The sequence below is a fragment of the Candidatus Defluviilinea gracilis genome (assembly GCA_016716235.1).
Taxonomy (GTDB): domain Bacteria; phylum Chloroflexota; class Anaerolineae; order Anaerolineales; family Villigracilaceae; genus Defluviilinea; species Defluviilinea gracilis.
Genome location: JADJWS010000005.1, coordinates 125693 through 138308, shown reverse-complemented (window position 1 = coordinate 138308; position 12616 = coordinate 125693). Strand labels below are relative to the sequence as shown.

The following is a 12616-nucleotide window of genomic DNA, read 5'->3' as shown; positions in this document are numbered from 1 at the left end:
TGGAAAAGTTCTATGGTCGCGGCAGGATTTGCCGCGAATTATTTTGATTACGGAGCGCGTATGGTTTGCTCCACTCAAGGATGATATGCTCGATAAACTCAAAGGCATCGAAGACCGATACGCGCAAATTGGAAACGAACTGCTCGAAGTCGGCACAAATTATCAACGCGCCGCGGAACTGAACAAAGAGCGCGTGGATTTGGAACCCATCGTCGAAAAGGCGCGCGAGTACCGCCAGGCGGCGAAAAGTTTGGAGGAGGCGAAGGCGATCCTCGAGTCTGAAAAAGACGCGGAGTTGGTCGCGTTGGCAGAGTCTGACATTGCGGAGTTAACTCCGAAAATCGAAATCCTTGAAAAAGAGATCAAGGCGATGCTCGTGCCGAAAGATCCGCGCGACGACAAGAACGTGATCGTCGAAATTCGCGCGGGCGCGGGCGGCGATGAAGCCGCCATCTTCGCGGCAGACTTGTTCCGCATGTACACGCGCTATGCGGACGGCAAACGTTGGAAGAACGAGATCATGTCGGAGAACGCGATCGGCGTGGGCGGATTCAAAGAGGTGATCTTCGAGATCAAGGGCAAGGGCGCGTACTCGAAATTGAAATATGAGTCGGGTGTGCATCGCGTACAGCGCGTGCCAGCGACCGAGGCACAGGGACGCATCCACACATCCACTGCGACCGTCGCGGTGATGGCGGAAGTGGACGAAGTTGAAATTGAGATTCCCGAATCGGATATCGAAATCGAAGTGTATCGTTCCTCGGGCGCGGGCGGACAAAACGTACAGAAGAACTCAACCGCTGTGCGCTTGACACACAAACCGACGGGAATCGTCGTTACGTGTCAGGACGAACGCTCGCAGTTGCAAAATAAATTACGCGCGTTGAGCATCCTTCGCGCGCGGTTGTACGAACTGGCAGAAGAGAAACGCCGCGCCGAAATTGAGTCAGATCGCCGCTCGCAGGTGGGAAGCGGTGACCGCTCGGAGAAAATCCGCACGTACAATTATCCGCAGAACCGCGTCACGGATCATCGCATTGGATTCTCGAACTACAACTTGCCCGCCGTGATGGATGGCGCGATTGATCAGTTCATCGAGGAGTTGTCCACGCGGGATGAAGCGGATCGGTTGGCGGCTTCGGGCGTGGATGAGGATGAATAATTTTCTTACCACGAAGGACACGAAGTACACGAAGGAAAGTGGAAAGTAGATCATGAACAATAACCCCGCGTTCGGCGCAGGCTTGCAACCCTTCATGGGCATTCCATCTTTTATGCGCCTGCCTGTGACGCGCGAGTTGAAAGATGTGGATGTGGCGGTGATGGGCGTGCCGTTCGACAGCGGGACTTCGTATCGCACAGGGACACGATTCGGTCCGCGCAAAATCCGCGAGGCATCGTTGATGATCTGGGGGCATAACTCGACTCTCAATGTCAGTCCGTTGAAAAAATTAAACGTGGTGGATTATGGCGATGTGTCAGTCGTGCCGACTTCCATCGAACACACCATGACCGCCATCACGAACACCGCCAGCGACATCATCAACACAGGCACAACGCTCATCACGCTCGGCGGCGACCATTCGATCGCGCTCCCCCTCTTGCGCGCTCACGCGAAGAAACACGGTCCCGTCTCGCTCGTCCACATCGACGCGCACATTGACACATGGGAATCCGAATTCGAAGAAGTGAAATACAGTCACGGCACGCCGTTTCGCTACGCGCTTCAAGAGGGATTGATCCGCGCAGGCGAATATATGCAGATCGGGATTCGCGGCCCGCTCAGCGGCGAGAACGATTATGCCGACGCGAAGAAACTCGGCGCGCGCACGGTCACGATCCACGAGGTGATGGAAAAAGGCATCCCTGAAATCCTCAAAGAAGTTCACCAGCGGATGAAGGGACCGGTCTACGTCACCGTGGATATTGATTCGGCTGACCCAGCCTTCGCCCCCGGGACAGGGACTCCCGAAGTCGGCGGGCTGACCAGTTATCAACTCCTCCAACTCGTGCGCGGACTGCACGGCTTGAACCTCATTGGCTTCGACCTGGTTGAAGTCTCGCCGCCGTTCGATCACGGCGACATCACGGCGATACTCGCGTCGAATGTTGTGTTTGAGTATTTGTCGTTGATGGCGATAAAGAGCAGGTGATACAACTTTCTTTCTTCTTTCATCTTTCCTCGTTTGAATGAAAGAAGAAAGAGGAAAGATTTCACGGCATGATGGATTCCCCTTCGCTTCTCTCCGACATTTCAGCCCGTCTCGCCTCACTCAGCGACACGCCCACCCTCGACGCGTCTGTTCTGCTGGCTCGCATCGTCGAGCATCCGCGCTCGTGGATTTTGGCTCATCCTGAATTGACTCTCACAAACGAACAACAAAAAGGACTTGATACTTCGCTCTCGCGATTGCAAAATGGCGAACCTTTTCCGTACGTGTTAGGTCGCTGGGAATTTCTTGGATTGGAGTTTGACGTCACGCCTGATGTTTTGATTCCACGACCAGAGACCGAACTGCTCGTTGAGGAAGCCATCGCGTGGTTGCAAAAGAATCCAACAAAACCAAAGGTTGCCGATGTCGGCACAGGCTCAGGCGCGATCGCGGTTTCGATTGCGGTGAATGTTCCAAAGGCAAACATCCTTGCAACCGATATTTCAGCGAACGCATTGCTGGTTGCAAAACGGAACGCGGAAAAACACGGGGTGAACGGGAGGATTGAGTTTGCGGAGTGCGATCTACTTCCCGAGTCGAAAGTCGAAAGTCGAAAGTCCGACCTGCGACCTTTGACCTTTGACTTGATCTGCTCCAATCTGCCTTACATTCCGACAAACACGCTCAAGCATCTTCCTGTTTATCAGCGCGAACCGACTCTCGCGCTGGATGGCGGCGAAGATGGACTTGATAGTTTTCGCAAACTGCTGAACATCGTCCCTGATTGGCTCACGCCGAACGCGTTGATGTTGCTGGAGATCGAGTCCACGCTTGGCGAGCAAACGACGCAACTCGCTCGCCAATATTTTCCAAACGCGCACATCAAACTTCATCAAGACCTCACAGGTCGTGATCGTCTGCTCGAAATTCAATTATGAAAACGAAAATCGTCTCAGCGAATTCACCCGATGCAATTAATCTGGCGCTCGATATTTTGAAGGACGGCGGCTTGGTCGCCTTCCCCACCGACACGGTCTACGGCGTTGGCGCACTCGTCTTTGATGGAAAAGCAATTGAGTCAATTTATACGGCGAAGAATCGTCCCATTGAAAAAGCGATTCCCGTTTTGATCGCGGACGCAGACGACATGGACAAAGTTGGAATGGACATTCCTGACATCGCGCGACGAATTGCCGCCCGCTTCTTCCCCGGACCTTTGACCTGCATCATCCCCAAACAGCCGACTCTCCCCTCAGCCGTCTCTGCCACCGCCACCGTCGGCGTGCGCGCGCCAGACCATGAAGTGGCGCGGTCATTGCTCCGCGCGGCGGGACCGATGGCGGTGACTTCGGCAAATATTTCGGGACAACCGAGTCCCTCCACAGCGGAGGAAGTGTTCGCGCAACTCAACGGACGGATTCCATTGATCATTGATGGGGGAAAAACCCCGGGCGGAGTTCCGTCCACTGTTGTAGATTGCGCAAGCGATGAAATTAAAATTTTACGCGAGGGACCGATTTCTCTCGAAGAGATCAAATCAAAACTCTCATCCTCCATTTAATTCATGTTCAGGTTACGTTAAACTCGCGGACTATAATGATGATTGCATTCTCCTTAACAAACCGTCCGCGGCTCGGGCAAGCCAAGGGCGGTTTGGGTTTAACCCCCACCCTACCCTCCCCCAAATTCAAAGAGCATGAATTTGGGGGAGGAATTATTTATGACAGCGTCCACGTCGGCTGGACGTCCATGTCCATCTCCGAAACCTGACCAGACGCATAACGATAATATCCCGCGGCGGCGATCATGGCGGCGTTATCGGTGCATAACGAAAAGGCGGGGATGTTCACTTTGAATTCAGTTTGTGATTGAAAGGCGGTCCGCAATGCTTTGTTGGCAGAGACTCCGCCCGCGACCAAAATTTCTTTTGCCTTGAAATCGCGCGCGGCTTGCATGGTCTTGTTGAAGAGAATATCAACGGCGGTCGCTTGGAAGGACGCGGCAAGATCAGCGACGGGAAGTTCTTCATTCGTTTTCTTCAACTCGTTGACTTGATACAACACAGCAGTTTTGAGTCCGCTGAACGAGAAGGCGTAGGGATTGTCTAGTTTCGGGTGTGTGAATTTGAAGCGCGTTGGGTCGCCATTCTCCGCGGCTTTCTGAATGGCGGGTCCGCCGGGGAACGGGATGCCCAAGAGGCGACCCACTTTATCGAAAGCCTCACCAGCCGCATCGTCGAGGGTTGAACCGAGGCGTTTGTACGTCAAATGATCGGTCATCAGATTCAGTTCGGTGTGTCCGCCTGAGACGAGAAGCGCCATCAATGGGAATTGCGGCTCGGGAGGAATCGATTCGCCAGCGGGATGAATCCACGCCGAGTACACGTGCCCTTCAAGATGATTGACGCCGACGAGCGGAAGACCGAGCGCGAGGGCAAGCCCTTTTGCCATGTTCATGCCGACGACTAGCGAACCAGCAAGACCGGGTCCGCGCGTGACCGCGATGGCGTCCATGTCGTTGAGCGAGAGATTCGATTTGGCGAGCGCCTGCTGAACAACGGGGATGATGCTCAGCACATGCTGGCGCGAGGCGACCTCGGGGAACACGCCGCCATATCGCGCGTGGATGTCCATTTGCGAGGCGACAGTGGAGGCGAGAAGCGCGCGTCCGTTTTCGATGACGGCGCAGGCGGTTTCATCGCACGAGGATTCGATGGCGAGGATTAGGGTGGAAGAGAGGATAGTCATCAGTGATCAGTGAGGAGTTATCAGTTATCAGTGGGTAGTAATTGGTAATTGGTAATTGGTAATTTATAGGTGACGTAAAAACGAATCGGGGTTGTTCAGGAAATCTTTTGTGAGTTGCACGTGTTCGAGTTCGTTGTATTGTACTCTGCGAATCACGCCGTTGGAAAATTGGAGGATCTGCGCATCGGGGAACGCAAGCAGGATCGGCGAATGGGTGGCGATGATGAACTGCGAATTTTCCCGCATCATCTGTTTGAGCGCGGCGATGAACGTCAACTGGCGCATGGGCGAGAGCGCGGCTTCGGGTTCGTCGAGCAGATATAACCCGTCGGGGACGAAGCGGGATTGGAAGAGGGTCAGGAACGATTCGCCATGCGAGCGCGAATCGAGTCCATCGCCATATCTGCGCTGCATCTCCGCCAGTTGACCTTGATAGGGCATGCTCGCCAACACTTCGGCGTATTTTGATCGTCCCTTGTATTCCTCTTTGACGTTTTGCAATTCCTGCTGAAATTCTTCCTTCGTCTGCCGCATGGACTTGGCGTACCCGAAGAAATCCTCCGCGCGCAGGAAGAATCCTTTGCGTGTGCGCTTCGTCCACGCGAGGCGGAAGTATTGAGCAAGTTTGCGAAGCGGCGCGAGGGATTTATCGGTCCGCACGCTCTCGCTCCCGACTGTGATCGACTCCGCCGCGCAAGCGATCGTTTCAAGGACGGTTGATTTCCCCGATCCGTTCTCGCCGACGAAGAACGTGACAGCCGAAGTAAACTGAATCTCGCGCAGAGATTTGACGATTTCCAACGTGAACGGAAATGAGTCTGTATCGCGCGAACCGAACTCGCGCACGGAAATTGACTTCAGGTGCGGCATGACACACACAATATGGGTTTCATCCGCAGTTAAACTGCGGATGAAACGATGTTACTTCTTCCACTTCTTCATCGGCAAAACGAAATCATACGGATACTCCGCCAATTTCTCGATCTGCCCGTCAGGGCGGACCCACAACGTATCCTCAATACGGACGCCCATGCCCTTTTCGGGATAATACAGCCCGGGCTCGGAAGTAATGACCACCCCGGGCGCAAGCCGTTCGTCATCGCCGGAGGTCAAACCGCTGAAAGGTCGTTCGTGGATATTGAGACCCACGCCATGCCCAAGGCTGTGAACATATCCTTCGATCGGAGATTTTGTGTTGAGCGGGGTTTTATGTCCCTTCGATTCGTAATATTCACACGTCATACGATGGTATTCTTTGAACGGCGCATTCAAGTCAAAATTATCTGCCAATTTGTTGAAGATCTCAAACACTTGATCGTATAACTCCTGCGCTTCGGGCGTGGCATAGCCGAGACTCCATGTGCGCGTGAAGTCGTAATAATAACCGCCGCCTCTTTCCGCAGGATAGATATCGAACACGATGGTTTGACCCAGGCGCATCAAATCTTCCGGGGTTCCCCCGGAGTGAGGCACGCCTGCGTCGCGTCCGATGGCAAAAATAAACCCGGAGGGCAACTCTCCGCCCTTTTCCGCCACCCACAAACGAATCTTCGCATGGATATCGCCAACCGTGAGCGGCGACCCATCCTCTTTCAACAATACCTCATCGTCTCGCACCTCGCAAGCCGTGAGATAGTCGCGCGTTTGGGCAACCACTTCGGTGGTCAATTTCCCCATCTTGCGGATGCGATTCACCTCGGCATCGTCTTTGGTTTCCATGGCGCGGACGATGAGGGAATTCCCAGTCGCTTCGCCCACAATTTCGATGGTCGGCAGCAATTTTTGAAGGTGGGCTAGCACTCCATACGACCAACCCAGGTCATAGGTTCCATACACGCCGACACGCCCGGCAGTCACACCCAATTCACGAAGCATTAACTCGCAGCGCATGGCGGTCGCCAACAACGTATCTTTTCCCGCCTTTTCGAACAAAACATCATAGTCGTATTTGCTGAACGGAACACATTTCAATCCGCTTTTGGCGGCTTCATCGCGCTCCATATCGCCGTGGAACAGAACGGGTTCTGCGCCGCGCTTTTTGATCAGCGTAGCGTGCATGATGTGCCCGCCGCCAGTGAAATAATACATTGGCGGGTTGTGTTCACCATGCCCAAAGATGATGAGGGCATCGAGGTTGCGGGCTTGCATGAGGGTGTCGAGGTCTGATTTCATGGGGCTCCTGGGGTGTAATTGGTAATTGGTAAATGATTATTAGAGAATTGGAGAATTGGAGAATTGGGAGATTGGAGATTAGAGATTGAGCTGTTTGAATTCTTTTCCAATATCATCATTCTCAAAAGTTAACTTCAATGATTTTTTCTTGTCTGTAAATCTTGCCGAGAGACCGATCACATTTTCCGAGTCGTTGAAGAAACTGAGGATGGTCAGCGGGCGTTTCAGGAGCAGTTGCCCATACACTGGAGCAAGTAATAATTTCAAAACGAATTCAACAACCGTTCCGCCGATGGCGCCGACCACCATACCGACGAGTCCGCCGAAGACAAACGGGAAACCAAGAGTTTGCTGCGACGTCCCTTCGGGGGCGATCAACATCGCGGGGATGAATGCGATCACGCCCACGATGAGACCCGCAATTAAAAACGGCACGAGCGTGATATACGTTATGCGTTGCTCTCTTTTCTCGCACTCGGTGCACAACGGCACGGGAAAATCCATCAGCACGCCTTGCCCGCGTTTTTCAACTCCCATGTTCAACTGCAACGGCATCACCGTGTGCTTCGGCTTCCCACAATTCACACAACGATCGGGAAAATTTATCTTCGGCGGATTCTTCGCGTCTTTGATCGGAATTTCAACGGTATGCACGCAACGCCTCCCTCAACACGCGCAACAACGCCTCGTCGTCCAACACCGTTCGCGGATCGAGCAACACGTTGTCGTTTTCCGTCCGCGCGATGACGGGCGGATTCCCCTCGCGCAACTTCGCTAAAAATTTGTCGGGGCTTTTCACTTTCAACGACAAAACAAACGTCGGCATGGATTCTTCTGGCAGACTCCCGCCGCCCACTGTGGATTCGGATTGAATCACCTCCCCCACTCCCAATACACCTCGCCACGCCTCAGCGCGGACTTCGACCTGCTCCGCCGTAAGCGACATCATCCGCACGACGGGGATTTCGCGCTCCGCTTCGTCTTTGAGGTAATGCAACAGAGTCGCGGTGATGCCAGCCAACGAAATTTTGTCTGCCCGCACCGCGCGCGCCAGCGGATGTTTTTTGATCCGGTCAATCAACTCTTTCTTGCCGACGATAATTCCCGCTTGCGGACCGCCGAGCAATTTGTCACCTGAGAAACAAATAATATCAACTCCAGCCGCGAGGGACTCTTGCACGGTCGGTTCGTGGGCGAGACCGTATTTCGCGGTGTCAATTAATGCGCCTGAGCCGAGGTCGTCAATCACTGGCACGCCTGCTTTGTGAGCAGTATCAACAATCTTGGCGAGTTCGGGTTCTTCGGTGAAGCCGACGATCTTGAAGTTACTGCGATGCGCGCGCATGACCAGCGCGGTCGGTTCTTCGAGCGCGTCTTTGTAATCGGCGATGCGGACTTTGTTCGTTGTGCCGATCTCAACCAATTTCGCGCCCGATTGTTTCATCACATCTGGCACGCGGAAGCCTCCGCCGATTTCCACGAGTTGCGAGCGCGGAATGACCACGCGCTTCTTATTCGCCAATGCAGACAGCACAAGCAAAACCGCAGAGGCATTGTTATTGACCACCAACGCAGATTCAACGCCAAGTAATTTTTGCAAAACCGATTCGGCGTGGATGAGACGCGAGCCGCGCTTGCCTGTGTCCATATCAAACTCGAGGTTGGAATAATTCGCGGCGACGGCGTTCATCGCTTGAATAGTGGATGCGGATAACGGCGCGCGTCCGAGATTGGTGTGGAGGATGACTCCCGTCGCGTTGATGACGGGCGCAAGCGAGGGAGTTGTCCATGCGGCGAGGTGGGAGGCGGCTGAGGCGAGAATCGAGTCGAAGGAAGGCGAGGCAGATTCCCCGTCGAGTTTGAGGCGCGCGCGGGTTTCGTCGAGAGTCAAACGAAGCGCGTCCAGAGTCAAGGGGCGGCCAAACCTGATGAGGAGGTCATCCGCATGATGAAGAAGTTGGTCGACCGAGGGGAGGTTACGAAGGCTGGTCATCGTCGATGACGGGCGGACTCCAGCGGGCGCGTTCGCGCAGGCGGAGGAAATATTCAATGGCATACAATCCGCCGGCGAGACCGAGGATCACATATACCGTGACAAGGCGCCCAAGTTGCAACCACGCCAGGGTTGCGCCGTACACGCCAAACCATGCCGCTTGACGAACGATCACATTCGATTCGGCAGGAGGGTTGGCGGGAAAGCGCCGATGAAAAAAATAGACGATGGGCAGGAGCGTGCCGGTGAGCGCAACGATGATGAGCGCGAAGAATAAAAAGCGAAACCCTACGAGCGGTAAGGAATAGTGCACCAGCGCGAACAAGCCACCCCACCCAACCAGCATGAGGATGAGCGCAGAAATTGCGTGCGAGCGAAAATTCTGTGAAGACACGAATCTGTATTTCCTACACGTACGTTAAAATCTGACGCAGGCAGGAACGATGTATGGAGGCGAGAATACACAACCAAACCGAAACCCGTTTTTGAATTTGACAATGAGGAACGGTTCTTGCGCGCCATACTCTACCATGGGGCGTTGCACGGGGAGAACGTCGGGGTTCGAGCCGATCTCGTACGCGTAATCGCCTTTCGCGTTTTGGAGAAATCCTTCCACTTTTTGCAGGGGCGCTGGCAATTCATCGCGCGAGGTTGCTTGCGCGCTCTCGCGCATGAGTTTCTCCATGCGCGTTAGGGAAAGGCGCGTCTCTTCGCCATGGAGCGCAAATAAACCAAGTCCGGAAACGACCGCGAAGCCCATCAAGACCGAAGCCCAGCGCCAAACCGGGGCGGCGGCTCGATGGGGATGCGGGCTGAGACGATCCATCAACCAGCGCACCAGCCAGCCATACGGGATGTAAAAGAACATGCGCGGCAGAAAAACCAGCGCAAGCAGGGCGAACACGCCGCCCAGGTTCGAGGTGGCGGTCATAAAAATCCAGATGGATGTCAGGAATGAGCCCGCCACACCGGTGAGCAGGATGCCGGGGATCGATTCGTCTGGCCATGCGGCGAGCAAACCCAAAAAGCCGAATACGGCTGTTGTCAGGACGATCACGCCCAAACGACCGGGCCAGGGCGTGAACAAGGGGATGCCCGGCATCACCCATTCATTGACGTAGTTTGATGTGACCGCATACCCCAGACCAAAGATCAATCCAATCATTAGCCCGAGCATGCGCTGTGACGATACCTGCATGAGTTCTCCTGTTGTCGGCAAATTATATCAGGGCATCGGGAAGGTATAATCCGAAAGCGCATGGAGGTTCCTATGAATGTGTTAGACGCAATCCGTTTGAAGCGAGCGGTACGAAAATTCCAAGAGACTCCCTTACCGGTAGATGTGATCGACGCGATTCTCAACGCGGGACGGAGATCGCAATCGTCGAAGAACGAGCAGGGCTGGCAGTTCATTGTGATCCGCAACAAGGCGACATTGAAAGCATTATCCGAGTGCGGCGAGTGGGCGAAACATCTCGCGGGCGCGGCGATCGGCGTGGCGATCCTCACCGCCGAACCGACCGCGAAATTTCAGACGATGTTCGACGCCGGTCAAGCCGCCGCGTATATGCAACTCGCCGCATGGGAGTTGGGAGTCGGCTCCGTGCCCGCTTCGATCTACAACGCCGAGTTGGCTCGCCAAATTTTGGGTTTTCCGCCTGAGTGGCATTTGCGCATCGCGCTGTCGTTTGGGTATCCGTTGGAGGAGGCGAAACTCACGTCCGCGCCGAAGAAGGGCGGGCGGAGGTCGTTGGAGGAAATCGTTCATTGGGAGAAGTGGTGAGTGTATAATTGCTTTAGCGAAGGAGCATCGTATGCGATTCAAAATTATCCTCGAAGAAAGCGATGAAGGCGGCTACACGGCTTATGTGCCTTCACTGCCGGGATGTATCAGCGAGGGAAATACACAGGAAGAGGCTTTGAAAAATATTCAAGAAGCCATTGAGTTGTATTTGGAGCCAGTTGAAGATGATTGGATTCTGGACGAAAAGGATCTGGTGCAGGAAATTGAAGTATGAGTAAAGTCCCCAGCCTGTCGTATACGGAAATCATCAGGGCATTACAACGCGATGGCTGGACAGTGATTCGCCAGCGGGGAAGTCATATTCGATTACAAAAAAGAACCGGAGATGAACTACTCAAAATTACCGTTCCTGCTCATCGCCCTGTCAAACGCTCAACCCTTTCACATATCTTGAAGCAGGCGCGCTTGGATGTAGACAGATTCCTTGAATTGGTTTGAACCTGTTTCCATGATGTACAGGTAGATTTCATTCTTGCACCAAAAGGAGCATCCCATGTCAGACAGCGTATACAAGATCATCGAGTTGGTCGGCACGAGTTCGGAATCGTGGGAGAAAGCGGCGTCTGTGGCTGTGGAGCGCGCGGCGAAATCCCTGCGCGACTTACGCATCGCCGAAGTCAGCCAGTTGGATATGGTGCTGGAGGACGGCAAGATCACCGCGTACCGCGCCAAAGTCAAGGTTTCGTTCAAGTACGAAGGCGGATAGAAAATATCTCTCACCACAAAGGCTTGCGCTGAGCTTGTCGAAGTGACACGAAGGACACAAAGTTTTAAAACCTTAGTGCACTTTGTGTCCTTCGTGGTAAAAAAGATTGGGGAAATTAAATTCTGACAGACGCAATGAAGTACAATTGCGGCTTATGTTTCCTGTTGAACAATACATAGCGCAATTCAGCGGCAAGGATATTTCCCTGTCTGTTCATGATCTAGAATCTGGTAGGGAGATCAACCTCCGCGCGGACGAGTCGTATCACCCTGCCAGCACGGTCAAGACACATCTGATGATGGAAGCCTTCAGGCAGGCGCATGCGGGACAACTTTCGCTGGACGATCCGCTCACCATTTTCAACTCCTTCCCCAGCATCGCGGATGGAAGTCCGTATTCATTGAACGCAACGGACGATTCCGAAACCACGTTGTACGAGCGGATCGGTGAGACCGAATCCATCCGAGAACTGACGCGGCTGATGATCGTGCGGAGCAGTAACCTCGCCACGAATATCCTGTTTCAAAGGATCGGCGCAAAACGGATCAACGAGTTCATTGCGGAACTTGGGATTCAAGGCGTCTCTTTCATCCGCGGGATGTACGATCTACCCGCGCTCAAAAATGGAATGAACAACCGCGGCACTGCACGCGGACTCACGCAAACGATGCGGTTGATCGCGGAGGGCAAAATTATTTCTAAAGAAGTGTCGGATGAAATGATCGAAATCCTGCTTGGGCAGGAATTCATTGAAAGCATCCCGCACCTGCTTCCAACAGGAACACGTGTTGCCCACAAAACAGGCTGGAGCGACGATTTTTATCACGACACAGGCATCGTCTTCCCTGCGAATCGAAAGCCGTATGCGATCTCGATCATGACGCGCGGTTTCCCGGAAGACAACGGAGACAAAGCGCACGATTGCATGGCGAACATTTCAAAACTGGTTTATGAACAAATAACAGGAGCAATTTAATTTTGCCACAGAGAGATTTTGAGTTTTTCTCAATGGGCTCAGTGTTCTCTGTGGCTTAATCGCCA

Annotated in this window: 16 protein-coding genes; 9 read left to right on the top strand and 7 right to left on the bottom strand. The window is 53.7% G+C overall.

All coding sequences use genetic code 11. The features are described 5' to 3' along the window. Positions 1-85 precede the first annotated feature (85 nt). The 4 genes from prfA to IPM31_17625 all read left to right on the top strand — a co-directional run bounded on the left by prfA (position 86) and on the right by IPM31_17625 (position 3714). Positions 86-1162, top strand: a complete 1077-nt coding sequence (prfA, locus tag IPM31_17640) for a peptide chain release factor 1 (protein ID MBK9008797.1) — start codon at positions 86-88, stop codon at positions 1160-1162. Between the two features lie 52 nt (positions 1163-1214). After that, on the top strand, positions 1215-2153 hold the full coding sequence (speB, locus tag IPM31_17635) for an agmatinase (protein ID MBK9008796.1): 939 nt from the start codon (positions 1215-1217) through the stop codon (positions 2151-2153). A gap of 68 nt (positions 2154-2221) precedes the next feature. Then, complete coding sequence (gene prmC, locus IPM31_17630) at positions 2222-3091, top strand: peptide chain release factor N(5)-glutamine methyltransferase (protein MBK9008795.1); 870 nt, start codon at positions 2222-2224, stop codon at positions 3089-3091. After that, the gene (locus IPM31_17625; GenBank protein ID MBK9008794.1) at positions 3088-3714 is read left to right on the top strand and encodes a threonylcarbamoyl-AMP synthase; all 627 of its coding nucleotides are present in this window, start codon (positions 3088-3090) and stop codon (positions 3712-3714) included. The genes prmC and IPM31_17625 overlap by 4 nt, the downstream gene beginning before the upstream one ends. A gap of 157 nt (positions 3715-3871) precedes the next feature. On the opposite strand, the gene tsaD is transcribed toward IPM31_17625, so the two are convergent. The 7 genes from tsaD to IPM31_17590 form a co-directional block, all read right to left on the bottom strand. Next, the gene (tsaD, locus tag IPM31_17620; GenBank protein MBK9008793.1) at positions 3872-4900 is read right to left on the bottom strand and encodes a tRNA (adenosine(37)-N6)-threonylcarbamoyltransferase complex transferase subunit TsaD; all 1029 of its coding nucleotides are present in this window, start codon (positions 4898-4900) and stop codon (positions 3872-3874) included. Between the two features lie 63 nt (positions 4901-4963). After that, positions 4964-5770 carry an AAA family ATPase gene (locus IPM31_17615; GenBank protein MBK9008792.1) on the bottom strand — a complete coding sequence of 269 codons (807 nt, stop codon included), beginning with the start codon at positions 5768-5770 and terminating at the stop codon, positions 4964-4966. A gap of 51 nt (positions 5771-5821) precedes the next feature. Beyond that, on the bottom strand, positions 5822-7072 hold the full coding sequence (locus IPM31_17610; protein ID MBK9008791.1) for an aminopeptidase P family protein: 1251 nt from the start codon (positions 7070-7072) through the stop codon (positions 5822-5824). 78 nt (positions 7073-7150) lie between these two features. Beyond that, positions 7151-7726, bottom strand: coding sequence for a hypothetical protein (locus tag IPM31_17605; GenBank protein MBK9008790.1), 576 nt, complete (start codon positions 7724-7726; stop codon positions 7151-7153). Next, positions 7713-9065 carry an L-seryl-tRNA(Sec) selenium transferase gene (locus IPM31_17600; GenBank protein ID MBK9008789.1) on the bottom strand — a complete coding sequence of 451 codons (1353 nt, stop codon included), beginning with the start codon at positions 9063-9065 and terminating at the stop codon, positions 7713-7715. The genes IPM31_17605 and IPM31_17600 overlap by 14 nt, the downstream gene beginning before the upstream one ends. Further along, positions 9049-9459, bottom strand: a complete 411-nt coding sequence (locus IPM31_17595; GenBank protein MBK9008788.1) for a hypothetical protein — start codon at positions 9457-9459, stop codon at positions 9049-9051. Before IPM31_17595 ends, IPM31_17600 begins: the two co-directional genes overlap by 17 nt. Before the next feature lie 24 nt (positions 9460-9483). After that, on the bottom strand, positions 9484-10263 hold the full coding sequence (locus IPM31_17590) for a hypothetical protein (protein ID MBK9008787.1): 780 nt from the start codon (positions 10261-10263) through the stop codon (positions 9484-9486). 72 nt (positions 10264-10335) lie between these two features. On the opposite strand from IPM31_17590, the gene IPM31_17585 reads away from it, so the two are divergent. From IPM31_17585 to IPM31_17565, 5 genes are all read left to right on the top strand, one after another. Then, positions 10336-10848 (top strand): nitroreductase family protein, encoded by a 513-nt coding sequence (locus IPM31_17585; protein MBK9008786.1) that lies wholly within the window; start codon positions 10336-10338, stop codon positions 10846-10848. Positions 10849-10879: 31 nt separating this feature from the next. Beyond that, the gene (locus IPM31_17580) at positions 10880-11083 is read left to right on the top strand and encodes a type II toxin-antitoxin system HicB family antitoxin (protein MBK9008785.1); all 204 of its coding nucleotides are present in this window, start codon (positions 10880-10882) and stop codon (positions 11081-11083) included. Next, positions 11080-11307, top strand: a complete 228-nt coding sequence (locus tag IPM31_17575; GenBank protein MBK9008784.1) for a type II toxin-antitoxin system HicA family toxin — start codon at positions 11080-11082, stop codon at positions 11305-11307. The genes IPM31_17580 and IPM31_17575 overlap by 4 nt, the downstream gene beginning before the upstream one ends. Positions 11308-11362: 55 nt before the next feature. After that, positions 11363-11575 (top strand): dodecin domain-containing protein, encoded by a 213-nt coding sequence (locus tag IPM31_17570; GenBank protein MBK9008783.1) that lies wholly within the window; start codon positions 11363-11365, stop codon positions 11573-11575. Between the two features lie 154 nt (positions 11576-11729). Next, positions 11730-12551 (top strand): serine hydrolase, encoded by an 822-nt coding sequence (locus tag IPM31_17565; GenBank protein MBK9008782.1) that lies wholly within the window; start codon positions 11730-11732, stop codon positions 12549-12551. Positions 12552-12616: the final 65 nt, after the last annotated feature.